Source organism: Pantoea sp. PA1, from assembly GCF_056856975.1.
Genome location: NZ_JBXGEE010000005.1, coordinates 16,367 through 40,555, shown reverse-complemented (window position 1 = coordinate 40,555; position 24,189 = coordinate 16,367). Strand labels below are relative to the sequence as shown.

Annotated in this window: 24 protein-coding genes; 14 read left to right on the top strand and 10 right to left on the bottom strand. The window is 58.4% G+C overall.

Annotation, left to right across the window (positions count from 1 at the left end):
* Positions 1 to 18: 18 nt before the first annotated feature.
* The 6 genes from aroB (at position 19) to trpS (ending at position 5,550) form a co-directional block, all read left to right on the top strand.
* The gene (aroB, locus tag AC1V0D_RS17775; RefSeq protein WP_482907828.1) at positions 19 to 1,107 is read left to right on the top strand and encodes a 3-dehydroquinate synthase; all 1,089 of its coding nucleotides are present in this window, start codon (positions 19 to 21) and stop codon (positions 1,105 to 1,107) included.
* A 72-nt stretch (positions 1,108 to 1,179) separates the two neighbouring features.
* Entirely contained in the window at positions 1,180 to 2,211 is a 1,032-nt protein-coding gene (locus AC1V0D_RS17770) for an SPOR domain-containing protein (protein WP_046100718.1), read from the top strand.
* A gap of 93 nt (positions 2,212 to 2,304) precedes the next feature.
* Positions 2,305 to 3,120 (top strand): adenine-specific DNA-methyltransferase, encoded by an 816-nt coding sequence (dam, locus tag AC1V0D_RS17765; protein ID WP_009087673.1) that lies wholly within the window; start codon positions 2,305 to 2,307, stop codon positions 3,118 to 3,120.
* A gap of 67 nt (positions 3,121 to 3,187) precedes the next feature.
* Positions 3,188 to 3,871 (top strand): ribulose-phosphate 3-epimerase, encoded by a 684-nt coding sequence (gene rpe, locus AC1V0D_RS17760; RefSeq protein WP_009087670.1) that lies wholly within the window; start codon positions 3,188 to 3,190, stop codon positions 3,869 to 3,871.
* Positions 3,855 to 4,532, top strand: coding sequence for a phosphoglycolate phosphatase (locus AC1V0D_RS17755; RefSeq protein ID WP_482907827.1), 678 nt, complete (start codon positions 3,855 to 3,857; stop codon positions 4,530 to 4,532). The genes rpe and AC1V0D_RS17755 overlap by 17 nt, the downstream gene beginning before the upstream one ends.
* A 16-nt stretch (positions 4,533 to 4,548) precedes the next feature.
* Entirely contained in the window at positions 4,549 to 5,550 is a 1,002-nt protein-coding gene (gene trpS / locus AC1V0D_RS17750) for a tryptophan--tRNA ligase (protein ID WP_009087666.1), read from the top strand.
* Between the two features lie 56 nt (positions 5,551 to 5,606).
* Here trpS and cysG read toward each other — a convergent pair whose 3' ends face one another.
* Genes cysG through nirB form a run of 3 tightly spaced genes read right to left on the bottom strand, consistent with a single transcriptional unit; the run spans position 5,607 to position 9,879 of the window.
* Positions 5,607 to 6,971, bottom strand: a complete 1,365-nt coding sequence (gene cysG / locus AC1V0D_RS17745) for a siroheme synthase CysG (RefSeq protein WP_482907826.1) — start codon at positions 6,969 to 6,971, stop codon at positions 5,607 to 5,609.
* Positions 6,972 to 7,015: 44 nt separating this feature from the next.
* The gene (gene nirD, locus AC1V0D_RS17740) at positions 7,016 to 7,342 is read right to left on the bottom strand and encodes a nitrite reductase small subunit NirD (protein WP_009087662.1); all 327 of its coding nucleotides are present in this window, start codon (positions 7,340 to 7,342) and stop codon (positions 7,016 to 7,018) included.
* Positions 7,339 to 9,879, bottom strand: a complete 2,541-nt coding sequence (nirB, locus tag AC1V0D_RS17735; RefSeq protein WP_482907825.1) for a nitrite reductase large subunit NirB — start codon at positions 9,877 to 9,879, stop codon at positions 7,339 to 7,341. Before nirB ends, nirD begins: the two co-directional genes overlap by 4 nt.
* A 215-nt stretch (positions 9,880 to 10,094) precedes the next feature.
* Here nirB and AC1V0D_RS17730 point away from each other — a divergent pair, with 215 nt between their 5' ends.
* The gene (locus AC1V0D_RS17730) at positions 10,095 to 11,372 is read left to right on the top strand and encodes a cytosine deaminase (RefSeq protein ID WP_482907824.1); all 1,278 of its coding nucleotides are present in this window, start codon (positions 10,095 to 10,097) and stop codon (positions 11,370 to 11,372) included.
* 35 nt (positions 11,373 to 11,407) lie between these two features.
* On the opposite strand, the gene tsgA is transcribed toward AC1V0D_RS17730, so the two are convergent.
* Complete coding sequence (gene tsgA, locus AC1V0D_RS17725; protein WP_009087656.1) at positions 11,408 to 12,586, bottom strand: MFS transporter TsgA; 1,179 nt, start codon at positions 12,584 to 12,586, stop codon at positions 11,408 to 11,410.
* A 263-nt stretch (positions 12,587 to 12,849) separates the two neighbouring features.
* Between tsgA and ppiA the strand changes: the two genes are divergently transcribed.
* From ppiA to argD, 5 genes are all read left to right on the top strand, one after another.
* Positions 12,850 to 13,422, top strand: coding sequence for a peptidylprolyl isomerase A (gene ppiA / locus AC1V0D_RS17720; RefSeq protein ID WP_111207891.1), 573 nt, complete (start codon positions 12,850 to 12,852; stop codon positions 13,420 to 13,422).
* A 99-nt stretch (positions 13,423 to 13,521) separates the two neighbouring features.
* Complete coding sequence (locus AC1V0D_RS17715) at positions 13,522 to 13,692, top strand: YhfG family protein (protein WP_009087653.1); 171 nt, start codon at positions 13,522 to 13,524, stop codon at positions 13,690 to 13,692.
* On the top strand, positions 13,682 to 14,275 hold the full coding sequence (locus AC1V0D_RS17710; RefSeq protein ID WP_009087652.1) for a putative adenosine monophosphate-protein transferase Fic: 594 nt from the start codon (positions 13,682 to 13,684) through the stop codon (positions 14,273 to 14,275). The genes AC1V0D_RS17715 and AC1V0D_RS17710 overlap by 11 nt, the downstream gene beginning before the upstream one ends.
* Positions 14,276 to 14,316: 41 nt before the next feature.
* On the top strand, positions 14,317 to 14,892 hold the full coding sequence (locus tag AC1V0D_RS17705) for an aminodeoxychorismate/anthranilate synthase component II (protein WP_482907823.1): 576 nt from the start codon (positions 14,317 to 14,319) through the stop codon (positions 14,890 to 14,892).
* Between the two features lie 81 nt (positions 14,893 to 14,973).
* Positions 14,974 to 16,194 (top strand): bifunctional acetylornithine/succinyldiaminopimelate transaminase, encoded by a 1,221-nt coding sequence (argD, locus tag AC1V0D_RS17700; protein ID WP_058957839.1) that lies wholly within the window; start codon positions 14,974 to 14,976, stop codon positions 16,192 to 16,194.
* Here argD and AC1V0D_RS17695 read toward each other — a convergent pair.
* Positions 16,184 to 18,271: a YccS/YhfK family putative transporter gene (locus AC1V0D_RS17695; RefSeq protein ID WP_009087646.1), complete on the bottom strand. Its 2,088-nt coding sequence runs from the start codon at positions 18,269 to 18,271 to the stop codon at positions 16,184 to 16,186. The two genes, argD and AC1V0D_RS17695, sit on opposite strands and share 11 nt — an antisense overlap.
* Positions 18,272 to 18,328: 57 nt before the next feature.
* Positions 18,329 to 18,961 (bottom strand): cAMP-activated global transcriptional regulator CRP, encoded by a 633-nt coding sequence (crp, locus tag AC1V0D_RS17690; protein WP_003852956.1) that lies wholly within the window; start codon positions 18,959 to 18,961, stop codon positions 18,329 to 18,331.
* A 303-nt stretch (positions 18,962 to 19,264) separates the two neighbouring features.
* Between crp and AC1V0D_RS17685 the strand changes: the two genes are divergently transcribed.
* Complete coding sequence (locus AC1V0D_RS17685; RefSeq protein WP_009087644.1) at positions 19,265 to 19,669, top strand: OsmC family protein; 405 nt, start codon at positions 19,265 to 19,267, stop codon at positions 19,667 to 19,669.
* Between the two features lie 590 nt (positions 19,670 to 20,259).
* On the opposite strand, the gene AC1V0D_RS17680 is transcribed toward AC1V0D_RS17685, so the two are convergent.
* The 3 genes from AC1V0D_RS17680 to AC1V0D_RS17670 all read right to left on the bottom strand — a co-directional run bounded on the left by AC1V0D_RS17680 (position 20,260) and on the right by AC1V0D_RS17670 (position 22,430).
* A complete protein-coding gene (locus AC1V0D_RS17680; protein ID WP_009087643.1) occupies positions 20,260 to 21,129 on the bottom strand; it encodes a phosphoribulokinase in 870 nt (289 codons plus the stop codon).
* Between the two features lie 61 nt (positions 21,130 to 21,190).
* On the bottom strand, positions 21,191 to 21,409 hold the full coding sequence (locus tag AC1V0D_RS17675; RefSeq protein ID WP_009087640.1) for a YheU family protein: 219 nt from the start codon (positions 21,407 to 21,409) through the stop codon (positions 21,191 to 21,193).
* Positions 21,410 to 21,413: 4 nt separating this feature from the next.
* Entirely contained in the window at positions 21,414 to 22,430 is a 1,017-nt protein-coding gene (locus AC1V0D_RS17670) for a hydrolase (RefSeq protein ID WP_267372217.1), read from the bottom strand.
* Positions 22,431 to 22,488: 58 nt separating this feature from the next.
* Between AC1V0D_RS17670 and AC1V0D_RS17665 the strand changes: the two genes are divergently transcribed.
* Entirely contained in the window at positions 22,489 to 23,091 is a 603-nt protein-coding gene (locus AC1V0D_RS17665) for a LysE family translocator (protein WP_009087637.1), read from the top strand.
* Between the two features lies 1 nt (position 23,092).
* On the opposite strand, the gene AC1V0D_RS17660 is transcribed toward AC1V0D_RS17665, so the two are convergent.
* Positions 23,093 to 24,073 carry a LacI family DNA-binding transcriptional regulator gene (locus tag AC1V0D_RS17660; protein ID WP_267372219.1) on the bottom strand — a complete coding sequence of 327 codons (981 nt, stop codon included), beginning with the start codon at positions 24,071 to 24,073 and terminating at the stop codon, positions 23,093 to 23,095.
* Positions 24,074 to 24,189: the final 116 nt, after the last annotated feature.

Genomic DNA, 24,189 nt, shown 5'->3' with positions numbered 1-24,189 from the left:
TGACAGGTATTGAGCATCATGGAGAAGATCACCGTCTCACTGGGGGAACGCAGTTACCCCATCACTATCGCCGCCGGACTGTTTAACGATCCGGCTTCTTTTTGGCCGCTGACCGCGGGCGAAAACGCCATGGTGGTGACCAACCAGACGCTGGCACCGCTCTATCTTGACAGGATAACGGCGCAGCTGACGGCGGCAGGCGTAAAAGTTGATCAGGTGATCTTACCCGATGGCGAACAATATAAGACGCTGGCGGTGATGGATCAGGTTTTTACCGCACTGCTGCAGAAGCCGCACGGTCGTGATACGACGCTGGTTGCCTTAGGCGGCGGCGTCATTGGCGATCTGGCCGGTTTTGCTGCGGCCAGCTATCAGCGTGGCGTGCGCTTTATTCAGGTTCCGACCACCTTACTGTCGCAGGTGGACTCGTCGGTGGGTGGCAAAACCGCTGTGAACCATCCGCTGGGCAAAAACATGATCGGCGCCTTTTATCAGCCTGCCTCGGTGGTGATCGATACCGCCTGTCTGCAGACGCTGCCGGCGCGTGAGCTGGCCTCCGGTCTGGCAGAAGTGATCAAGTATGGCGTTATTCTCGACGGCGCCTTTTTCCAGTGGCTGGAGCAGAATATTGATGCGCTGCTGGCGCTGGATGAACAGGCGCTGGCGTACTGCATTCGTCGCTGCTGTGAGCTGAAAGCAGAGGTGGTGGCGGCTGATGAGCGTGAAAACGGTCAGCGGGCGCTGCTCAATCTGGGGCACACTTTTGGCCATGCGATTGAAGCGCATATGGGCTACGGCAACTGGCTGCACGGTGAAGCGGTTGCCGCAGGTATGGTGATGGCGGCGCGCACGGCGGAACGGCTGGGGCAGTTCCAGCCGCACGAGACAGAACGCCTCATTGCCCTGTTGCAGCGTGCCGGTTTACCGGTGCATGGCCCACAGGCGATGCGTGCAGAGATGTACCTGCCGCACATGATGCGCGATAAAAAAGTTCTGGCGGGCGAACTGCGGCTGGTTCTGCCGTTGTCGATCGGCCGCTCTGAAGTGCGTGGCGGCGTGGCACATGATATGGTGCTGGCTGCAATTAACGATTGTCAGCAACCCTGAGAATAAGCAGTTGAGTGGTGACGCGGCGCGCAGGGTGCGCAGTGCGGAATGCCGCTTTACGGAGGAGGCAAAATGGATGAGTTTAAACCGGAAGATGAGTTAAAACCTGACGCCAGCGACCGCCGTCCCTCGCGCCCTCGTAAGTCGTCTACCGCAGCCAGAATACCGGTTTCGCGCCAGCGCATCATGATGGGCGTCGGGATTCTGGTTCTGCTGTTACTGGTTCTGGGGATTGGTTCCGCGCTGAACGGCCCTGATGAGAAAAAACCCGCGTCAGCGGGCACTACGCCTGCTGCGGGTGGCAGCACCGGCAGTGAGAAGAATATCGACCTGACCGGCTCCTCTTCCATGTCGGGCGCTCAGAACACGCCGGCCACCACCGACAATAACGCGGCGGCCAGCGGTGAGGCGGCGTCCGGCCAGGCGCGTGACGTCTCAATGCCGCCTGTTGCCTCTACGCCGACCCAGGCTGCACCGGTTGACGCCCCAGCGAATCAGCAGCGCGTCACCTTGCCAGGCGATCTGAACAGTGCGCTGAGCAATCAGCAGCAGCAGGTCGACAGTGCGGCAATGGGCTCGCAGGGCGGCAGCTCACTGCCGACCGCGCCTGCCACCGTCAGCGGCAATGCCGGAACGGCGGCAAATCCCGTTACCGCACCGGTGACGCGTCAGACGCCAGCCCGCTCAAACGCGGCCTCCCGTCCGGCGCACGACACCGCGCACAAAGCGGCTGCGAAGCCGGCAACCCGCGACAGCAAAACACACACGACGCCAGCACGGTCACCCGTCAGTTCTGCGCCCGCTACATCGGCAGCAGGCAGCAGCACGGCCAGCAAATCACTGCCAGGCGGCAGCTACACCCTGCAGCTGAGCGGCGCGTCCAAAGCAGAAAGCCTGAATGCCTGGGCGAAGCAGCAGAATCTGAGCGGCTATCACGTCTACAAAACCACCCGTAATGGTCAGGCGTGGTATGTGCTGGTGAGCGGCTCCTATGCCACACCGGCTGATGCCAAACGCGCTGTCGCCTCGTTGCCTGCAGACGTACGCGCGAAAAATCCGTGGGTAAAACCGGTCAGCCAGGTGAAGAAAGAAGCCAGTCAATAGCGGACAGGGGGCCAGTCTCTGGCCCCGTTTTAAGCGCAGATCTGCTGTCGGTCCAGCCACAGCCTCACAATAAGATGTAATTACCACGACAGCATGAAAAAAAATCGCGCTTTCCTGAAATGGGCAGGGGGAAAATTTCCCTTAGTCGAAGAGATCCATCGCCATCTGCCGCAAGGCGACTGCCTGGTCGAGCCATTTGTTGGCGCGGGTTCGGTGTTTCTGAACACCGAATTTGATCGCTATCATCTCGCTGACATCAACAGCGACCTGATTAATCTCTATAACATCGTCAAACTGCGCACCGCGGATTTCATTCGTGACGCGCAACTGCTGTTCACGCCGGAAGGGAACACCGAAGCCTGTTACTACCAGCGTCGCACCGAATTTAACCTCAGCACGGATGCCTACCAGCGCGCGCTGCTGTTCCTCTATCTGAACCGCCACTGTTATAACGGCCTCTGCCGTTATAACCTGCGTGGTGAGTTCAACGTGCCGTTTGGCCGCTATCGCAAACCCTATTTTCCGGAAGCTGAACTGTTATGGTTTGCCGAGCGAGCGCAAAAAGCGACGTTTGTCTGTGAATCGTACGATGTTACCCTGACCAGTGCCGGCAAAGGCTCGGTGGTCTATTGTGACCCCCCTTATGCGCCGCTGTCGGCAACGGCCAACTTTACGGCTTATCACACCAACAGCTTCAGCCTGCGTGAGCAGGAGAATCTGGCGATGCTGGCGGCACAGCTGGCCGCGTCGGAGCACCGGATTCCGGTACTGATTTCTAACCACGACACTGCACTGACGCGTCTGTGGTATCAGGATGCAGTGTTACATGTGGTCAAAGCCCGGCGTTCTATCAGCCGGAGCATAACCGGTCGCACCAAGGTCGACGAACTGCTGGCACTTTATCGCTAGTCTGTTTCGTCCGCGACCAACGCATTACGCCAGCCTGAGTGCTGGCGCACAACAGTGGGAGAATCGGATGAAACAATATTTGCTGGCCCCTTCAATCCTGTCGGCGGACTTTGCCCGCCTGGGCGAAGATACAGCCAAAGCGCTGGCGGCCGGAGGTGACGTGGTTCACTTCGACGTGATGGACAACCACTACGTGCCAAACCTGACCATGGGTCCGATGGTGCTGAAAGCCCTGCGTGACTATGGCATCACCGCCCCTATCGATGTGCATCTGATGGTGAAACCCGTCGATGCGCTGATCCCGGAATTCGCCAAAGCGGGTGCCACCTATATCACCTTTCATCCCGAAGCCAGCGAACACGTTGACCGCACCCTGCAGCTGATTAAAGAGCATGGCTGCAAAGCCGGTCTGGTCTTTAACCCGGCAACCCCGCTGAGCTACCTCGATTACGTCATGGATAAGCTGGATATCATTCTGCTGATGTCCGTAAACCCGGGCTTTGGCGGTCAGTCATTTATCCCGGGCACCCTGGATAAACTGCGTGAAGCGCGCCGGCGTATCGATCAGAGCGGCTACAACATCCGTCTGGAAGTGGATGGCGGTGTGAAGATCGATAACATTGGCCAGATTGCCGCCGCCGGTGCCGACATGTTTGTTGCCGGTTCCGCCATCTTCGGTCATCCCGACTATAAAAAAGTCATCGACGACATGCGCAACGAACTGGAGAAGGCCAATGGCTCATTTCACTGATATTCGCGCGCTGGCGTTTGATCTGGATGGCACCCTGGTGGATAGCGCACCCGGCCTTGCCGAGGCTATCGACCGCACGCTGAACGACCTGCGTCTGCCGCGGGCGGGCCTGGCGCGGGTCTCCACGTGGATTGGCAACGGTGCCGATATCATGATGGCGCGCGCGCTGACCTTTGCGCTGGGCCGCGAACCGCAGCCGGAAGAGCAGCGCGATGCGCGGGCGCTGTTTGACCGGCACTACGCCGATACCGTGGAGGCGGGCAGTACGCTGTTTCCGCACGTGAAGCAGACGCTGGCAGCCCTTAAGGCGAGCGGACTGCCGATGGCGATTGTCACCAACAAGCCGACGCCGTTTGTGGCGCCGCTGCTGGAATCGCTGGGGATTGCCGATGCGTTTTCGCTGATTATTGGTGGCGATGATGTGCCGGTTAAAAAACCGCATCCGGCCGCCATTTTTATGGTGCTTGGCACCTTTGGGGTGCTGCAGGATCAGTTGCTGTTTGTCGGCGACTCCCGCAATGATATCCAGGCGGCGCAGGCGGCAGGCGTGCCCAATGTGGCCATGACCTATGGCTATAACTATGGCGAGCCGATTGCCACCAGCCAGCCCGATTTAACTCTCGACTCTTTCGACGAACTTTTGCCCGCTCTGGGGCTGTAAATATCAGGACTTAAGTATGAAACCCATCGTTTTCAGCGGCGCACAGCCGTCCGGCGAACTGACCATCGGCAACTATATGGGTGCGCTGCGTCAGTGGGTGCAGATGCAGGATGATTACCACTGCATTTACTGCATCGTTGATCTGCATGCTATCACCGTGCGTCAGGACCCTGCCGCACTGCGTAAAGCGACGCTGGACACGCTGGCGCTCTACCTTGCCTGCGGCATCGACCCGCAAAAAAGCACCATCTTTGTTCAGTCCCATGTGCCGGAGCATACGCAGCTGAGCTGGATCCTGAACTGCTACGCCTATTTCGGTGAGCTGAGCCGCATGACGCAGTTCAAGGATAAATCCGCACGCTACGAAGAGAACATCAATGCCGGTCTGTTCGACTATCCGGTGCTGATGGCGGCGGACATTCTGCTCTATCAGACCCATCAGGTGCCGGTCGGTGAAGATCAGAAACAGCATCTGGAGCTGAGCCGTGATATCGCGCATCGTTTCAATGCGCTGTATGGCGACATCTTCAAGGTGCCGGAGCCGTTCATTCCGAAGTCTGGCGCGCGCGTAATGTCGCTGCTGGAACCGACGAAGAAGATGTCCAAGTCTGACGACAACCGCAACAACGTGATCGGCCTGCTGGAAGATCCGAAAGCGGTGGTGAAGAAGATTAAACGCGCCGTCACCGACTCTGAAGAACCACCAGTGGTGCGCTACGACGTGAAAGAGAAGGCGGGCGTCTCTAACCTGCTGGATATTCTGTCGGGCGTGACCGGTCAGAGTATCGCCGAGCTTGAGCAGGCGTTTGAGGGCAAGATGTATGGCCATCTGAAAGGTGCAGTGGCGGATGCGGTGTCGGGCATGCTCTCTGAGCTGCAGGAGCGTTATCACACCTTCCGCAACGACGAAGCGCTGCTGGAGCAGGTGATGCGTGATGGCGCGGCGAAGGCACGCGCACAGGCGCAGGAAACCCTGAAAAAGGTGTATGAGGCGGTGGGCTTCGTTGCGATGCCGTAACGGCTGAGCAGTCAATGAAACGGCGGACATGATGTCCGCCATTTTTATTTGTCGATTCAGAACCAGCGCAGGCTGTCGCGCAGACTCACCACGCTGCCGATGATCATCAGGCTGGGGCTGCTCACCTGACCGGCTAACGCTTCAAGCTCATTCAGTATTCCGGTCACCACGCGCTGACGCGTGCTGGTGCCGTTTTCCACCAGCGCCACCGGCATATCGCTGCGCATCCCATGTTTTATCAGCTGCTGCTGAATTTCTCCGGCCTGCGTCAGCCCCATGTAAAAGACCAGCGTCTGCTGTTCCGCCGCCAGCGTCTGCCAGGCGAGGGTGCCCGTTTTCTGCAGATGGCCGGTAACCAGCCTGACGCTCTGCGCATGATCGCGGTGGGTCAGGGGAATGCCGCTGTAGGCCGCGCAGCCTGACGCGGCGGTGATCCCCGGCACCACGCTGAAGGGGATCTGCTGCTGCGCCAGCGCCTCCAGCTCTTCGCCGCCCCGTCCAAAGATAAAGGGATCGCCCCCTTTCAGCCGTACCACCCGCTTTCCGCGCTGCGCCTGTTCGCAGAGCAGCTGATTAATCGACGCCTGCGGCACGCAGTGATGTCCGGCGCGTTTACCCACGAAGATACGCTCGGCATCGCGGCGCACCAGCTTCAGGACCGCATCGGAGACCAGGCGGTCATAGACGATGACGTCCGCCTGCTGAATAAGCTGTAAGCCTTTCAGGGTCAGTAGTCCGGCATCGCCCGGCCCGGCACCGACCAGCGCCACCTCCCCCTGGCGGGCCGGATTGGCGTCAAAAAGCGCGTCAGCGATCTGCTCTGCACGCGGCCTGTCGCCGTTCGCCAGCGATTGCGCCAGTCGCTCGCTGTGAAAGAAGCGCTCCCAGAAGCGGCGGCGGGCACCTGGCGCGCCATACTGCTTTTTCACCCGCGCGCGCAGGTGACCGGCCAGCTGCGCCAGCTGGCCGAGATGTTGCGGCAGCCTCGCCTCCAGCTTCTCCCGCAGCAGGCGCGCCAGCACCGGCGCCCGTCCGCCGGACGACACCGCCACCATCAGCGGGGAACGATCGATGATCGATGGCACAATCGCGCTGGCCTGCTGCGGTGCATCCACCAGGTTGCAGAAGATCTGCTGCCTTTCCGCCGCTTCCGCCACCTGCTGATTGACCGCGTTGTCGCTGGTAGCGGCCACCACCAGCCAGCAGCCGTTCAGCCAGTGCGGATCGAAATGTCCCGGCAGCAGCGTAACCGCACGCTGCTGTGCCCACGCCCGGAAGGCGGGCGAAAAATCAGGAGCACCCACCCGGAGTTCGGCACCGGCTTCCAGCAGCAGGCGGGCTTTGCGCTCCGCCACATCACCCGCACCCACCAGCAGACAGCGCCGGCCCTGCAGGCGGCAGAAGAGGGGGAAGTAGTCCATCAGCGATCCTTAAAAAAGCCCGCCGGAGCGGGCTGTGAAGAGAGTTACAGGCAGACTTCGACCTGTCCGGCATTGACCCGCACCGGCCAGGCGGCCACGTTGCGCGAGGCATCCTCCATACAGACACCATCGCTGAGGCGAAAACGCTGCTTTTTCAGCGGGCTGGCCACCCAGAGCGCATCCTGATGTTCCGCGATAATGCCGCGCGACAGCACACTGGCCCCGGCGAACGGGTCGATATTGCTGATGGCATAGAGCTGTTCATCATCGCGTGGACGGAAGATGGCGATCTGCTCGCCGTTGACCAGCGCACAGACGCCCGTGGCGGGCAGGATCTGCGTCAGCGCGCATACCGGATGCCACTGGCTCATGATTTCGTCTCCTCTGTCAGGGTGATGGCAATACGCTCGTCGGCGCGGGCCGGACGGTGCTGGTCGCGTTCGGCCACCCGCTGTATGACAGGGTCGCGCTGCGCCGAGTTGATAAAGTGGGCGAAGCGCGACAGGGACGGTTTCTCTTCCAGCGTGACTTTCCATTCGCAGCGGACAGTGGCGCGCAGCGCAGCCAGCTGCTGCTCCAGCTGGCTGTTGAGACCGAGCCGGTCATCCATGATCACCGAACGCAGATAGTCGATGCCGCCCTCCATGCTCTCCAGCCACAGCGAGGTGCGCTGCAGACGATCGGCGGTACGGATATAGAACATCATGAAGCGGTCAAGCGCGGCGATCAGGGTCTCCTGATCCAGATCGGCGGCCAGCAGGTCGCCATGCCGCGGCTTCATGCCGCCGTTGCCGCAGACGTAGAGGTTCCAGCCTTTTTCGGTGGCGATGATGCCGACATCTTTCCCCTGGGCTTCCGCGCACTCGCGGGTGCAGCCGGAGACGCCAAATTTCATCTTATGCGGGGTGCGGATCCCTTTGTAGCGGTTCTCCAGCATCACGCCCAGAGCGAGACTGTCGCCGACTCCATAGCGGCACCAGGCGCTGCCGACGCAGGTTTTCGCCATTCGCAGTGCCTTAGCGTAGGCCTGGCCGGTTTCGAAGCCGGCGTCGATCAGCTGTGACCAGATGGCGGGCAGATCGTCTTTCTGCGCCCCGAAAAGGCCGATGCGCTGTGAACCGGTGATTTTGGTGTAGAGCTGGTAGCGCCCGGCGATCTCACCTATCGCTTTCAGTCCCTGCGGCGTGATTTCCCCACCGGGGGAGCGCGGGATCACAGAGTAGGTGCCATCCTTCTGAATATTGCCCAGGCAAAGGTCATTGCTGTCCTGCAGCGGCGCGTGCTGGGGTTTGAGCACATACTCATTCCAGCAGGAGGCGAGCAGCGAACCCACTGTGGGCTTGCAGACTTCACAGCCGTAGCCCTGGCCATAGCGGGCCAGCAGTTCATCAAAGGTTTTGATCTCTTCTACCTGAATCAGGTGATACAGCGCCTGACGGGAATACGCAAAATGGGCGCAAAGATGGTCGCTGACCGCAATCCCCTGGCGGCTGAGCTCACTGTTGAGCACCTGTGTGAGCAGCGGAATACAGCCGCCGCAGCCGGTGCCTGCACGGGTGGTGGTTTTCAGTGCAGCCACGGTGTGGCAGCCCGCCTGGACCGCCTGCACAATATCGCCTTTAGTGACGTCGAAGCAGGAGCAGATTTGCGCGCTCTCCGGCAGAGAGTCGACGCCGATAGCCGGTTTTTCGCCGCTGCCTGTGGGCAGAATCAGCGCTTCCGGCTGGTCAGGCAGCGGAATCGCGTTCAGCACCAGCTGCAGCAGGTTGCCATAGTCGCGGGTGTCGCCCACCAGTACGGCCCCCAGCAGGATTTTCTGATCCTCGCTGAGAATCAGGCGTTTATAGATCGATTTGCCTTCGTCCAGCCAGACCACGCTGCGGGCGCCTGGTGTGGTGCCGCGCGTATCGCCAATCCCGCCGACATCGACCCCGAGCAGCTTGAGCTTCGCGCTCATGTCCGCGCCGGTAAAGGCATTGTCGCGGCCCAGCAGATGGTCGCTGGCAACCTGGGCCATTTTGTACCCCGGTGCCACCAGGCCATAGGCGCGGTTCTGCCAGGCGGCACACTCACCTATCGCGTAGATAGCGGGGTCGCTGGTGCGACACTGGTCATCAATCGCGATGCCGCCGCGCGGCCCCAGCGTTAAGCCACACTGCTTCGCCAGCGCGTCCTGCGGACGGATACCGGTGGAGAAGACGATAAAATCGACCGCCAGCGTGCTGCCATCGGCAAACTGCAGCGTTTTGCCGCCCTGCGCATGATGCACAATCTGTTGGGTATTTTTGCCGGTGTGGACCCGTACACCCATCTCTTCGATCCTGCGACGGAGCTGCTCTCCGCCTTGCTGATCCAGCTGTTCTGCCATCAGCACGGGGGCAAATTCAATGACGTGGGTTTCTATGCCCAGATTTTTCAGGGCACCCGCCGCTTCCAGGCCCAGCAGACCCCCGCCAATCACCGCGCCACGTGTGCTGCGGCGTGAGCAGGCCTCAATCGCATCAAGATCGTCAAGGGTGCGGTAGACAAAGCAGTCGCTGCCGTCCGCCCCCTTAATCGGCGGGACCCAGGGATAAGAGCCGGTGGCAAAAATCAGCGTGTCGTAGCGGACCGTGCGACCGGTGCTGGAGTGGATCAGTTTCTCATCACGGTTAAGGGTGATGGCGCGCTCGCCCAGCAGCAGCGTGACCTGATGTTTCTCGTAATACCCTTTACGCACCAGCGAGAGTTCTTCTGCGGTGTGGTGGGAGAAGTAAGCCGAGAGGTGGACACGATCGTAGGCGACGCGCGGTTCTTCACAAAAGACGGTCAGCGAAAACTGGTCAGGTTCCGCTTTCTCCATTAACTCTTCTATGAAGCGGTGGCCGACCATGCCGTTACCGATAACGACGACATTGTGCTTGCTCATTTTTGCCTCAGATTTGCGATTTCTGCGGCTACAATAGCGCGCCCTTTCTGGCGCTTATTGATGTACATCAACCACCCGTCCATATACCTATTTAGGGTTAGGTGGTTGATTTGAATTGATTTTATCCGGAAGAGATAACCCGCTGATAATCCGGTATTGCCGCCGGGACGACGATTCGTGCTAGTTTTAACCAAAACCCGGATAAGGAGCTGGCAATGCGGTCACCCAAGTGGATTAACAACGTGCGTTTACCCTGGCGGGAAGGTCTGTGGCAGATCGAAATTGCCGACGGCAGCATTGTCCGCCTCTCGGCCCAGCCCCAGCAGGCGACACCGGCCGATCAGTCACTGGACGGTGAGGGCGGTCTGGCCTGTGCGCCCTTTATTGAGCCACACATTCATCTGGATACCACCCAGACCGCGGGTCAGCCCGCGTGGAATCAGTCCGGCACCCTGTTTGAAGGCATAGAGCGCTGGGCGGAACGCAAGGCGATGCTCAGCCACGAGGATGTTAAACAGCGGGCGATGCAGACGCTGAAATGGCAAATCGCCAACGGCATCCAGTTTGTTCGCACCCACGTTGACGTCTCCGATCCCTCCCTGACGGCGCTCAAAGCGATGCTGGAGCTGAAGGCGGAGGTGGCCCCCTGGATAACCCTGCAGATCGTCGCCTTTCCGCAGGAGGGGATCCTCTCCTATCCCAACGGGGAGGCGCTGCTGGAGGAGGCGCTGCGGCTGGGTGCTGATGTGGTCGGGGCGATTCCGCACTATGAATTTACCCGCGAATATGGCGTGGAGTCGCTGCATAAGACCTTTGCGCTGGCGAACCGCTACGACCGGCTGATCGATGTTCACTGCGATGAGATCGATGATGAGCAGTCGCGCTTTGTGGAAACTGTGGCGGCGCTGGCCCATCGCGACGGCAACGGCGCACGCGTGACCGCCAGCCACACCACCGCCATGCACTCCTATAACGGTGCCTACACTTCGCGGCTGTTCCGCCTGCTGAAGCTGTCGGGCATTAACTTTGTCGCGAACCCGCTGGTCAATATTCACCTGCAGGGGCGTTTCGACACCTATCCTAAGCGGCGTGGCATTACGCGGGTGAAAGAGATGCTGGAGGCGGAGATTAATGTCTGCTTCGGTCACGACGACGTGTTTGATCCCTGGTATCCGCTGGGCACCGCCAGCATGCTGCAGGTGCTGCACATGGGCTTACATGTCTGTCAGCTGATGGGCTACGAGCAGATAGATGCGGGGCTGGATCTGATTACGCATAATAGCGCGAAGACGATGCAGCTTGCAGGCTATGGCATTCAGAGCGGCAACGAGGCGAGCCTGATCATTCTGCCGGCTGAGAGTGGCTTTGATGCGGTGAGAAGGCAGGTTCCGGTGCGCTACTCGGTGCGGCGTGGTGTGGTGGTGGCGGAGACAAAACCAGCGGAAAGTGAAATTTACTGGCGGGAGCGGGAGCGCGTAGATTTCCGGCGTTAATGAGCAGGGCGGCGATAAATCGCCGCCCTGAAGCATTAATGCGTGATGTGACCGTGCGTACGATGACGGCTGACAAAGCCGAGCAGCGCACACATGACAAACACCACCGCGTAAAGCGCGTTGGCGGTCGCCAGTGCGGTATGCACTCCGCTTTTCTCAACGATAGGCGCCGTCACCACAAAGGTCAGCATGGTGCCGACGGTGCCACAGGTCAGGATAAAGTTCACCAGCTTCGGTGAGGCGACTTTGGTCTGCAGCGAACCCAGCGTGATGATGGTGGTGTAGATCGCACTGGAGCTGAAGCCAAGAATCATGATGATCCATTTCAGCATGCCGGCATCGTTGCTGCTGACGAACCAGTACATCAGCACCGTGGCCAGACCCGCCAGCACCATCAGAATGCGCTGCAGATCGAAGAAGCGCAGCAGGAAGCTGAAGACCCACATGCCGACCATATAGGCTGTCCAGAAACTGCCCACCAACTGTCCGGCATCATTGATGTTCATGCCCATGACTTTGGTGGCATATTCCGGCACCCAGGAGATGAAGCCAAGCTGGCCGAGAATGTAGCAGAGAGCCGCCACTGCCAGCAGCAGCACGCCCACACCCCATTTCTCTTTTTCCACCGTCGGGCTGTTTTCAGGCTTGCGCAGCACCGGGAACTCCACACACAGCGTCATGATGAAGATCGCGACGTAGATGAAGCCGATGCAGACGTAGACCCAGTACCACGGCAGCTGACGCGCCAGCAGGATCCCGGCCAGTACCGGAAACAGCGTGCCCGCCATGCTGAAGAAGGAGTCCGTGAAGAGCAGGCGGGAACCACGCTGACGACCCTCATACAGATGGGTGATCAGGAAGGTGCCGATCGACATGGTAATGCCGCTGACCACGCCCAGCACAAACATACAGAGCGAGAAGATGGTCAGATCGCGGCTGGTCATCAATCCGACGATCGCCAGGACCATCAGAACGAAGCCGAAAATCAGCTGGCGCTTCAGGGGCACAATCACCATCAGCCAGGCATTCAGGAAGACCGCAGCCAGAATGCCGCTGTTGAGGAAGGTGAAGGTGTTACTCATGCTGGAGACAGGGATCTGGAAATCTTTTGCGATATCGCCCATTACCATGCCGGTAACGATTACCAGTGCGCCCGTCAGCGCATAGGAGAAAAAGCTTATCCAGGTAAGGCCAATACGATTTCGGTTTGTCATGTTCTGAACCTGTTAGGGACCGGGTGCCAAAAAGTGTCAGAAAGTGTAAACGGAACTGTGATCTTAATAAACAAGCAGTGAAACTACAGATCCAAATTTCATGTGTTGTGTGATTTTAATCACGTAATTGCTGAGGGTTAACGTTTGCGTCTCGCTTTTGCGCAGGCAGCGTAAATATAGGTAAAACGCTGGCTCTTGTATTCCATGCTCTTTACACTTAATCACTTTTTTCGATCCCCACTCTCCAGGGTAAGGAATCTTTCATGTTCAAACGTACTTTAACAGCGGCCATTACCCTGTTAGCGCTCTCCTCTGTTTCCGCCCAGGCGCTGGCCGCAAAAGGCGACACGCACGTTCTGCTTACCACCTCCGCCGGTAATATCGAACTCGAACTGAATAACCAGAAAGCGCCGGTTACCGTAAAAAACTTCGTTGATTACGTTAACAGCGGTTTTTACAACAACACCATTTTTCACCGCGTGATCCCGGGCTTTATGGTGCAGGGCGGCGGTTTCACCACCGATATGCAGCAGAAGCAGACCAACGCGCCGATCAAAAATGAAGCCGATAATGGCCTGCGCAACCTGCGTGGCACCATCTCGATGGCGCGTACTGCGGATAAAGACAGCGCGACCAGCCAGTTCTTCCTCAACGTGGCGGATAACGCCTTCCTTGACCATGGACAGCGCGATTTTGGCTACGCCGTTTTCGGTAAGATTGTGAAAGGCCAGGATGTGGTTGAAAAAATTTCTCAGGTGCCGACCAAAGATGTTGGCCCTTACCAGAATGTCCCGTCTAAACCGGTCGTTATCCTCTCCGCGAAAGTCCTGCCTTAACGCCTTTTGTCGCCATCTGCGGATGGCGATCGCCCGCCGCCTCCGGCAAAGCCAGAATTTGCTCTTATACTTAGGGCAAAAACCTGAGCAGGAGGCGGCATGGCGAACAAACTCACCGAAAAACAGAAGGTCACACTGTGGCAACAGCGGCGCAGCGCCAGCTATCAGGCCAGCTGTCGGCTGGAGGGCTTCACACCAAATGAGATCAGCGTGAAGAGTGACGATGCGGAAACACGTCTGGCGTCACTGAGGAGGCAATATGGACTCTAACAGCGCCGTCAGCCAGGACCCTTACCTGTGGCAGCACGACAATGTGCTGAAAAATCTGGCCGAAATCCACGATGCCGCCCAGTTGCGTAAGGCGGAGCTGAGCTTCAGTGCGGCGCGTCTCGCCACGCTGGAACTGGGGCCCCGCAACCCCGGTTTGCCCTGGCTGCGTCAGATTCACCGCACCCTGTTCCAGGATCTCTACAGCTGGGCCGGTGAACTGCGCACCATCGATATCTGGCGCGATGAGACGCCGTTCTGTCATTTCGAATATATCGAAAAAGAGGGCAACGCCCTGATGGCCGCGCTGGAAGAGGAGAAGGGGCTGGCTGACCTCCCGCGTGATGCCTTTATCCCGCGTATCGCCCACTACTATTGTGAAATCAACATGCTGCATCCGTTCCGCCATGGCAACGGGCGGGCTCAGCGCATCTTCTTCGAACAGCTGGCGCTGCATGCCGGGTATCTGCTGACGTGGGAAGAGACCGATGCGGAGAGCTGGAAAGCGGCTAATCAGGCTGGTGTGGCGGGCGATCTGGCTCCGCTGGAGGCGGTTTTTGCGAAAGTGGTGAGTGAGGCGGCTTAACCACGTAGAATAGCGGCGCGGTTTATCATTCTGGATCAGTCATGCTGCTGCTTATCGACAACTACGACTCCTTTACCTGGAATCTTTATCAATATTTCTGCGAACTGGATGCGCAGGTTAAGGTGGTGCGCAATGACGCCATCACGCTGGAGCAGATGGCTGCCTTACCGCTGACCCATCTGGTGATCTCCCCCGGCCCCTGTACGCCTTCGGAGTCGGGGATCTCACTGGCGGCCATCCGCCACTTTGCCGGGCAGCTGCCGGTGCTGGGCGTTTGTCTGGGTCATCAGGCTATCGCGCAGGCGTATGGTGCGCAGGTGGTGCGCGCCCGTCAGGTGATGCACGGCAAAACCTCCGCCATTCAGCACACCGGCAAAGGTGTGTTCCGCGATCTCAACAATCCCCTGACGGTCACCCGTTACCATTCGCTGATCGTGCAGCGCGAGACGCTGCCCGATGCGTTCGAGGTCACCGCCTGGAGTCTGCGCGACGGTGAGCCTGACGAGATCATGGGTTTCCGCCACAAAACGCTGGCGCTGGAAGGCGTGCAGTTTCATCCCGAGAGCATTCTCAGCGAGCAGGGTCATCAGCTGCTGCGCAATTTCCTGACGCAATAAGTTGCCTTTGAGTGATTTTTTATGCATATTTTGTGATTATTATTTCAATGTTGCACAACTATCATTCAAATGGGGTCATCAATGGCGGCGGAAAAAATTGCGGTTACCCGGGAGACGTTCGATAACGTTATTTTGCCTGTTTATGCACCTGCGCAGTTTGTGCCGGTAAAAGGCAAAGGCAGTCGTGTATGGGATCAGCAGGGCAAAGAGTATATCGATTTCTCCGGCGGGATCGCCGTCACCGCACTGGGCCACTGCCATCCGGCGCTGGTGGAGGCGCTGAAAAGCCAGGGCGAAACCCTGTGGCACACCAGCAACGTTTTCACCAACGAACCGGCCCTGCGCCTGGCCAGTAAGCTGATCCAGTCCACCTTTGCGGAGCGCGTTTTCTTTGCCAACTCCGGTGCCGAAGCGAACGAAGCCGCCTTTAAGCTGGCGCGTTACTACGCCTGCAAACGACACAGCCCTTTCAAAAGTAAGATCATCGCCTTTCATAACGCCTTCCACGGGCGGACGCTGTTTACTGTCACGGTTGGTGGTCAGCCAAAATATTCAGACGGCTTCGGCCCGAAACCGGCGGACATCGTGCATGTGCCGTTCAACGACCTGGAGGCGGTAAAAGCGGTTATCGACGATCACACCTGCGCCATTGTGGTGGAACCGATTCAGGGCGAAGGCGGCGTGATGCCCGCGACGCAGGCCTTTATGCAGGGACTGCGTGAGCTGTGCGATAAGCATCAGGCGCTGCTGGTGCTGGACGAAGTGCAGAGCGGTATGGGCCGCAGCGGCAAGCTGTTCGCCTATGAGCACTATGGTGTTCAGCCCGATATCCTGACCTCAGCCAAAGCGCTGGGCGGCGGTTTCCCGGTCAGCGCCATGCTGACCACTAATGAGATCGCCTCGACGATGGCGCCAGGCGTGCATGGCACCACCTACGGCGGCAACCCGCTGGCCTGTGCCATTGCCGAAACCGCACTCGATATCATCAATACGCCAGAGGTGCTGTCAGGCGTTGAGGCGCGTCGTCAGCACTTTGTGACCGCCTTACAGGCTATCGATGCGAAGTACGATCTGTTCAGCGATATTCGCGGCAAGGGGCTGCTGATTGGCGCGGCGCTGAAACCGCAGCATGCCGGACGGTCGCGCGACATCCTCAATGCCGCGGCCGCTGAAGGCGTGATGGTGCTGGTCGCCGGCACCGACGTGATGCGTTTTGCCCCGTCGCTGATCATCGAGCCTGCTGACATCGAAGAGGGCATGAGCCGCTTTGCCACGGCTGTCGGCAAAGTGCTCAACGGCTAGCGGATTTTTTCCGTAAGTGTCTGATCAGCCAGCGGCCATGTTGTGGTCGCTGGCTCCACGCCAGCGAGGAGATGGTGTGCATGACGCTGAGATGATCGAGAATGCGTCGCACATGCTGCTCCACCACCGTTACCGGTCCTTCACTGATATTCCCCAGCTCATCCAGCAGATTAACCTGCGAACTGGCACCCTCATATTCCAGCCGCTGCTGACAGCGTTGCAGCGCGATCTCACAGGATTGCAGGTAACGTTCCGCCAGCGAGGGGGTCAGCATGGTGTGCTCACGCGCCAGAATGGTCATCGCATTGATGTGCTCGACGATAAACTGGCTGTGCGTGACCCAGAGCCGCATATCTTTCAGATACTGGGCGTTGAAACCCGGCTCCTGCATCGCCTGATTCAGCGAGTTAAACAGCGCATTGTGCGCCTGATTCACCTGCACACGCTGATAAGCCAGTTTGCCGGGTGCCTGTTCCTCTCCCAGCAGGAGGCGCAGCGCATCCTGATAGGTTTCCAGCGCGTCATGGGCATTTTGCCGCAGTAAGCCACTCTGCCACTGCGGCCAGAGCCAGATCATGCCGCCAAAGGCGATCAGACAGCCCATCAGCGTATCCATCAGTCGCGGCAGCAGAAACTGCGCGCCATTCAGTGAGAGGAGCTGCAGCGAGTAAACCGCGGTGACCGTAAAGCCAATCATCGACCAGCCATAAAACTGACGGGTAAAGCGATAGCTGATAAAGGTAATCGCCAGCATCACCAGCAGGACGACAGGTTCCGGCACCGCCAGACGCAGTGTGGCCGCCGCGACCACCAGACCGGCAAAGGTGCCGAGCGCACGGTGCTGGATACGGACGCGGGTGGCGCTGTAGCCGTTCTGGCTGACGAACATGATCGTCATCAGAATCCAGTAGGGCTTAGGGATGTTGAAGAAGAGCGCCAGCGCGCTGCCCAGCATCAGCATGACCGCAAAGCGACCGGCAGTGCGCAGCGCTGAGGAGCGAAATGAGAGGTAGCTGCGCAGCGCCGGGAGCAGCGGCAGACGGCGCTGGCGGTCAGCCATCAGGTCGCGCTGGTAAAGCGGTTTCTGGGTGCGCAGCACCCGCGCAATGCGGTTGAAGTGATAAAGGCAGAAGTGGCCCACCGGATTGTCGGGATGCTGACGGGCGATCTTCTCCAGCGCGCCAAGCTGTTTATCCATCGCAAAACGATCGGCTAACTGGTGGTAGAGAATGGTATCGGCCAGCACCCGCAGCCGGGCTGAGATGGTTTTGGCGTTCCAGCGGATCACCGCTTCAGCATGGCTCTGCTCAACCAGTTTCTGCACCTCTTCCGGCCGGTGCAGGCTGACCGAGATGTGCTCCTGCAGATCCAGCGCCACCTGAAAGGCGCGCGTCAGCCGTTTATGGCTATTGTCGCGGCTCGCCGACAGCATATGCATCTGCTGATAACAGGTGTTGATCAAATCGACCACTTTCTGCTGGCGAGCCAGCAGCGGCGGCAGCGCCTTCTCCGGATCGGTCAGCTGCGTCAGCAGGGTATATTTGGCGTCGCAGTAGTTCGCCAGCTCGCGGTAGATCAGACTCAGGCTTTCGCGCATCGGCTGCTCTTTCCACAGCCAGAACCAGAACCAGTTAAACACGCCATACCAGAGGGTGCCGCCGATATAGAGCAGCGGCGGCACATAGATGGGCATGCGGCCCGTCAGGCTCAGGGTAAAAATAGCGGCGATGAGGGTGCCGGAGAGCAGGCGGCCATGCAGCGGGCTGATCTCCCCGGTGACACCCAGCAACAGGGGCATCGCAAACAGGATTAGCGGCAGCGGAACCGCATGCAGGGTAAGCCACTGGATCAGGAAGCTGCCAAGCGCAAACAGGCTGCCGCCCACAATCAGACGTTTGAAGAAGCGTTTATGCGGGGTATCGAGACCGGCAATGTTGCAGCAGGCGGGGACTAACGAGAACAGCAGACCTTTTTGCAGGTCGCCAGCCAGCCAGCCCAGCGCGACCGGCAGGCAGAGCACCAGCGTTTGCCGCAGGGCATAGTTCACTTCAGGGTGATAAATAATTCGACGCCACATCGGCTCAGCACAAACAATAACGGCGTGATGCGAACATCACGCCGTGGATGACAGGAATTAGCGGGTGCCGTAAACGACGATGGTTTTACCGTGTGCAGAGATCAGATTCTGATCTTCCAGCATCTTCAGAATACGGCCCACGGTTTCGCGTGAACAACCTACAATCTGGCCAATTTCCTGACGGGTAATTTTAATTTGCATGCCGTCGGGATGCGTCATGGCATCTGGCTGTTTCGCCAGATTAAGCAGAGTCTGTGCAATGCGTCCGGTCACGTCGAGGAAAGCGAGGTTACCCACTTTTTCTGACGTCACCTGCAGGCGACGCGCCATCTGCGATGAGAGTCGCATCAGGATGTCAGGGTTCACCTGAATCAGCTGGCGGAATTTCTTGTAGGAGATTTCCGCCACTTCGCACGCGCTTTTAGCACGAACCCAGGCGCTGCGCTCCTGACCTTCTTCAAACAGGCCAAGCTCGCCGATGAAATCCCCCTGATTCAGGTAGGAAAGAATCATCTCTTTGCCTTCTTCATCTTTAATCAGAACCGCGACGGAACCTTTCACGATGTAGTAAAGCGTTTCAGCTTTTTCACCTTGGTGAATCAGCGTACTTTTGGATGGATACTTGTGAATATGGCAATGGGACAGGAACCATTCGAGTGTAGGGTCTGTTTGCGGTTTGCCGAGAACCATTCGCTATTATCCTCTGTTGTAATCGTGCCCAAAATACAGGGGGCAGTTTTCCCTGTCAGGCGGTGAAAGCTTCAAGCGTTTCCTTTTCAGGAAATTATTCGGGCCGCATCAGGCGCAGTGCGCATCATTCTTCCCGGCTTCGCCATCGGGTGACGAAAAATATTTTCAGCTCTGTTTGTAGCACAGCTTTTGCCGACTGTCTTCTGTTGTCTCGCTTCAGCTAAGGGCGGATTTCTCTGGATTGCTGTTTATCAGGCGAAAGCGTACTCTGGCGACAAAACAGCGTATTCCGGAGCAAAAATCATGCAGGCAAGAGTGAAATGGGTAGAAGGGATGACATTCCTTGGTGAGTCATCCTCCGGCCATCAGATCCTGATGGATGGCAATTCAGGGGATAAAGCGCCCAGCCCAATGGAGATGGTGCTGATGGCGGCGGGCGGATGCAGCGCGATCGATGTGGTATCAATTCTGCAAAAAGGCCGCAACGATGTGGCTGATTGTGAAGTAAAACTGACCTCAGAACGTCGTGAAGAGGCGCCGCGAATCTTTACGCACATCAACCTGCATTTTATCGTGAGTGGCAAAGCACTCCAGGATAAAGCGGTCTCACGCGCGGTGGATCTTTCTGCTGAAAAATATTGCTCGGTGGCCATCATGCTGGGGAAAGGGGTGACGATGACGCACAGCTATGAGGTGGTTGAGCTGTAATAGCCGCAGGTTTTTTTAAAGTTGCTGGCAGTCCGGTGTGAGGCCGTGCCTGGATGGGGGAATTCACTTTGAGACTGTGCCTGCGCAGAAAACCGGGTCGGATCGATTTGTGGTGGTTCGCTGTCAGGCCGTGCCTGCGCAGGAAACCGGGTCAGATCGGAAAGTCGCTTGAGCCAATCCATGGCCGCTCGGCCCGCGCGATTACGCACCTCATCCCTGAGGTGCGCCCGTAGCCGGGCCAACGCGTTGCGTTGTTCAAAAACGCTCCCGGCGTTTTTATCCGGGCGGCGGGACGCTTTCCTCTTCTGACCCGGTTCCCTGCATGATGAGCTTTCGTGTTGCTGTCAGATTCTTTGTATGCAGGTTTTGTTTGTAGCGGCCTTACTGAAACCGGATGCGGCTACCGGACATGAAGTGAAGGGAGCATACGCCTGTAGCAAAGCATAGCGGGCCAGGAATGGCGGTTTTGCGTCTTTACGAAAGGCGTATTCTCCCTGAAGCCTGCTCAGCAGTAAGCCTTAATCCGCAGAAAAACCGGTTTTACATTTTTGCAAAAGGCATCTGCTCTCTGAGGGTTTTTTGCTGACCTCTTACTCTATCCGTTTACCTTCCATCAGCCGCTTCACCAGCGGCCCCATGATCAGCTCCATCGCCAGCCCCATTTTACCGCCGGGCACCACCAGCGTATTGATGTGCGAGATAAACGACCCCTGCAGCATCGCCAGCAGATAGGGAAAGTCGATATCCTCCAGTCCCTGAAAGTGGATCACCACAAAGCTCTCATCCAGTGACGGGATAGCGCGGGCGGCAAACGGGTTCGAGGTATCCACGGTCGGCACGCGCTGAAAGTTAATATGGGTGCGGGAGAACTGAGGCGTGATGAAGTTGATGTAATCCTCCATCGACCGCACTACCGAATCCATCACTGCCTCGCGGGAGTGGCCGCGCTCGCTGGTGTCCCGCACCAGCTTCTGAATCCATTCAAGGTTAACAATCGGCACCACGCCCACCAGCAGATCCACCTGTTCTGCGACGTTATGCTGCGCGGTGACCACGCCGCCATGCAGGCCTTCATAGAACAGAATATCGGTGTCCTGCGGCAGCGGCTGCCACGGCGTAAAGGTGCCAGGCACCTGATTCCACGGCACCGCCTCATCATAGGTGTGCAGATATTTACGCGACTGGCCCTGTCCGCTTTGACCATACTCTTTGAAACTCTGCTCCAGCAGGCCAAAGTCGTTGGCCTCCGGGCCGAAATAGCTGACGTGACGTCCTAAATCGCGCGCTTTACGAATCGCCATATCCATTTCAGGACGGGTAAAGCGGTGAAAGCTGTCGCCTTCCAGCTCCGCCGCATGCAGATTTAGCTGCTGGAAGATTTTGCGAAACGCGAGGCTGGTGGTGGTGGTTCCTGCGCCGCTGGAACCGGTCACCGCGATAATGGGATGACGAGCAGACATAGAAAAGCTCCCTGTGTGGTCGGGCAATGAGCATTGTTATCATGAAATGCCCGCCGGTGCATCAGCCGCGAAATTCTTTGCGCGGCATAATATTGACCGACTCATGCAGTTCCGACCACACCAGCACCACTTCGCCAGACTCCAGCTGCCGACGCACATCCGCGACCTTGTCGACCAGGCTGCGCTCCTGTTCGCCATAGTCGGTGCCTTCGCGCAGCACAAACGTTTCAATCAGGTTTTCGAGGGTCTCCGGGGAGACCTGTTGCCAGGGAATAATCACGCGATCAGTTATCCAGAATAGGGGCGATCCACTGGGGGATGCGCTGTTCCAGCCACATTTCGGGCTGACGTAACGTTCCACCGACAAAGCCGACGTGGCCGCCGTGTGGGCTCAGTTGATAAGTAATAGTGGCAGATAATTGGCTGCTGTGCGGGATCACCTCATCGCTCATAAAGGGATCGTCTTTCGCATGGATGATCAGCAGCGGTGTTTTGACCTGCTTCAGCCACGGCATGGCGCTGGCACGCTGATAGTAGTCGGTCGCATCCGCAAACCCGTGGGCACGGGCCGTGATCGCGTCATCAAAATCACGCAGTCGCCGCAGGGCTTTCAGCTGCGCCAGGTTGACCGGCAGCGTATCCGGCCAGGCGTGTAGCTTGCGGCGGGCATTTTTCTTCAGTTGCGCCAGCAGATAGTACTGATAGACGCGAGAAAAGCCGCGCTCCAGTCTCAGGCTGCAGGGTTCCAGCTGCAGCGGGGCGGAGACGATCACGCCCGCATCAACCCCGGCGTCTGCACCCTGCTGACCCAGCAGGCAGCCCAGCATATTGCCGCCCAGCGAGAAGCCTACGGCGGCGGTGGGCACGCGTCCCCAGCGGCGATGCAGCCACTGCAGGAAAAAGCGGGCATCGTCCGTTTCGCCGGAGTGATAGATCCGGTTCAGTCGGTTAGGCTCGCCGCTGCAGCCGCGAAAATGCATCACCACCGCCAGCCAGCCGCGCGCACGGCAGATTGCCATCAGACCATGGATATAGGGGCTGTGAAAACTCCCCTCCAGACCGTGAAACAGCACCACACGCGGCTTATGCTGCGCTGCGTGCGGATCTTCGCTCCAGGCGAGGTCGACAAAATCGCCATCCGGCAGATCGAGACGCTGCCAGTGGGGCTGGAGAGTGACATGGCGCCGCAACAGGCGCGGCAGCACGGTCTGCAGATGCGCATTACGCAGTGAGCCCGGCGGGATAAAGCGCTCATTTCCGGGTCCGGTAAATTTCATGGGGTAAAAGCTTGTCTGTTCCATATCACACTGTTAGCTTCGAAAGGTTTTTTCTTGCAGGGGTAAGGAGTACCCGATTGCCATGGAACTGAGTCTTTTCTTATCGATGTTAGGGTTTCTCTGGGTCGCTGCCATTACGCCAGGCCCTAATAATATGTTACTCACCGCCTCGGGCGCTAATTTTGGCTTTGTGCGCACCATTCCGCTGATGATTGGCATCATGATCGGCATGCAGGTGATGCTGCTGATGGTGGCCTTTGGGGTGGGTGGCCTGATCCTGCTCTATCCGTCACTGCATCTGATGCTGAAAATCGCCGGCAGCCTCTATCTGCTCTGGCTGGCGTGGAAAATCGCCACAGCCAGCTATGAAAAGCTGGAAACTGACCAGGGCCCGGATGCGCCGATGCCATTCTGGCAGGGAGGCGTGCTGCAGCTGATCAACCCCAAAGCCTGGCTGATGGCGCTGGGTGCGGTCGCCAGCTTCAGCCTGGCAGGGGACGCTTATCGCCATTCGATTGCCGCGATAAGCATCGGCATGTTTATGGTCAATCTGCTGTCGGGCGCAATCTGGATGGGATTCGGCGCGATGATTGGCCGCATTCTGCGCAGCCGTCGCGCCTGGAAAATCTTCAACCTCGCCATGGGGCTGCTGACTGCCGCCTGCGTGCTGTTAATCTGGCACTGAGTTAACTGGATGCGCGTTCAACGCGCGTCCAGGGCAGTACTTCGCGGACCACTGACGCGTTCGGATTACGGATCTTCTGCAATAGCAGCTGCACGCTGCGAGCGCCCAGCTGGTTCATCGGCTGTTCGATGGTGGTCAGCGGCGGATTCAGGCTGCGGGTGAACGGAATCCCATCAAAACCGACCACCGCCAGATCCTCCGGCACGCGCAGACCTGCCTCCAGTGCCGCATGCACCACACCCACCGCCAGCACATCGGAAACCGCAAACACCGCATCCGGCGGTTGCGGCAGCGCCAGCAGCTCCTTCACGGCCTGACTGCCCGCCTCAGGGGAAATTTCATCGGTATAAGCGACGCCAGACCAGGGATACTCCAGCTCTTCCAGTGCCTGCCGGTAGCCCTTTTCACGATGATGTGAATAGAGGTAGCGCATATCGCCATTCACCAGCCCGATGCGTTTACGTCCTTTACCGGCCAGGTAATGGACGGTGTCACGCGCAGCTTCAAGATGATCGATGGTGACCGAGGAGGCGGGGATCGTCGGATCAAACTCGCAGCACTGCACCCACGGCGCACCGGCGATCAGCGCCTGCAAATCCTGCAAGCCCGACGCGGCATCCATGGTAATCACGCCATCCACCACTTTTCCGGTCAGCAAACTCAGATAGGCGGCTTCCCGCTGCAGCTGCGAAGCGGAGTTGCAGAGCAGGATGTGATAGCCATGCAGCTCAGCTTCTGCCTCTATCCCCTGCACCACGCGCGAGCAGAAGGGATTGGTGATATCTGAGATCAGCACCAGCAGCATGTGGCTTTGCGCCGTACGCAGCTGACGTGCCAGTAAGTTGGGCTGATAGTCGCAGGCAGAGATCGCCGCCAGAACTTTCTCACGCGTATCGGGCTTGACGCCAGGATGCGCGTTGAGTACCCGCGATACCGTGGCTTTGGAGACGCCAGCCAGCTGAGCGACTTTCTCAATCGACATCGGGTTACAGAGACCTTAACAGGCAATGAATGGGAACACATATCAATAACACAGGGACAATGTGAGCGCCTGACATTTTTGCTTACTTTAGCTATTTTCAGCATTTGCGATTTCTG

Bases quoted from the DNA above. Each gene is read 5' to 3' on its own strand.
- aroB (WP_482907828.1), top strand. From the start codon at position 19: ATGGAGAAGATCACCGTCTCACTGGGGGAACGCAGTTACCCCATCACT.
- AC1V0D_RS17770 (WP_046100718.1), top strand. From the start codon at position 1,180: ATGGATGAGTTTAAACCGGAAGATGAGTTAAAACCTGACGCCAGCGAC.
- dam (WP_009087673.1), top strand. From the start codon at position 2,305: ATGAAAAAAAATCGCGCTTTCCTGAAATGGGCAGGGGGAAAATTTCCC.
- rpe (WP_009087670.1), top strand. From the start codon at position 3,188: ATGAAACAATATTTGCTGGCCCCTTCAATCCTGTCGGCGGACTTTGCC.
- AC1V0D_RS17755 (WP_482907827.1), top strand. From the start codon at position 3,855: ATGGCTCATTTCACTGATATTCGCGCGCTGGCGTTTGATCTGGATGGC.
- trpS (WP_009087666.1), top strand. From the start codon at position 4,549: ATGAAACCCATCGTTTTCAGCGGCGCACAGCCGTCCGGCGAACTGACC.
- cysG (WP_482907826.1), bottom strand. From the start codon at position 6,971: ATGGACTACTTCCCCCTCTTCTGCCGCCTGCAGGGCCGGCGCTGTCTG.
- nirD (WP_009087662.1), bottom strand. From the start codon at position 7,342: ATGAGCCAGTGGCATCCGGTATGCGCGCTGACGCAGATCCTGCCCGCC.
- nirB (WP_482907825.1), bottom strand. From the start codon at position 9,879: ATGAGCAAGCACAATGTCGTCGTTATCGGTAACGGCATGGTCGGCCAC.
- AC1V0D_RS17730 (WP_482907824.1), top strand. From the start codon at position 10,095: ATGCGGTCACCCAAGTGGATTAACAACGTGCGTTTACCCTGGCGGGAA.
- tsgA (WP_009087656.1), bottom strand. From the start codon at position 12,586: ATGACAAACCGAAATCGTATTGGCCTTACCTGGATAAGCTTTTTCTCC.
- ppiA (WP_111207891.1), top strand. From the start codon at position 12,850: ATGTTCAAACGTACTTTAACAGCGGCCATTACCCTGTTAGCGCTCTCC.
- AC1V0D_RS17715 (WP_009087653.1), top strand. From the start codon at position 13,522: ATGGCGAACAAACTCACCGAAAAACAGAAGGTCACACTGTGGCAACAG.
- AC1V0D_RS17710 (WP_009087652.1), top strand. From the start codon at position 13,682: ATGGACTCTAACAGCGCCGTCAGCCAGGACCCTTACCTGTGGCAGCAC.
- AC1V0D_RS17705 (WP_482907823.1), top strand. From the start codon at position 14,317: ATGCTGCTGCTTATCGACAACTACGACTCCTTTACCTGGAATCTTTAT.
- argD (WP_058957839.1), top strand. From the start codon at position 14,974: ATGGCGGCGGAAAAAATTGCGGTTACCCGGGAGACGTTCGATAACGTT.
- AC1V0D_RS17695 (WP_009087646.1), bottom strand. From the start codon at position 18,271: ATGTGGCGTCGAATTATTTATCACCCTGAAGTGAACTATGCCCTGCGG.
- crp (WP_003852956.1), bottom strand. From the start codon at position 18,961: ATGGTTCTCGGCAAACCGCAAACAGACCCTACACTCGAATGGTTCCTG.
- AC1V0D_RS17685 (WP_009087644.1), top strand. From the start codon at position 19,265: ATGCAGGCAAGAGTGAAATGGGTAGAAGGGATGACATTCCTTGGTGAG.
- AC1V0D_RS17680 (WP_009087643.1), bottom strand. From the start codon at position 21,129: ATGTCTGCTCGTCATCCCATTATCGCGGTGACCGGTTCCAGCGGCGCA.
- AC1V0D_RS17670 (WP_267372217.1), bottom strand. From the start codon at position 22,430: ATGGAACAGACAAGCTTTTACCCCATGAAATTTACCGGACCCGGAAAT.
- AC1V0D_RS17665 (WP_009087637.1), top strand. From the start codon at position 22,489: ATGGAACTGAGTCTTTTCTTATCGATGTTAGGGTTTCTCTGGGTCGCT.
- AC1V0D_RS17660 (WP_267372219.1), bottom strand. From the start codon at position 24,073: ATGTCGATTGAGAAAGTCGCTCAGCTGGCTGGCGTCTCCAAAGCCACG.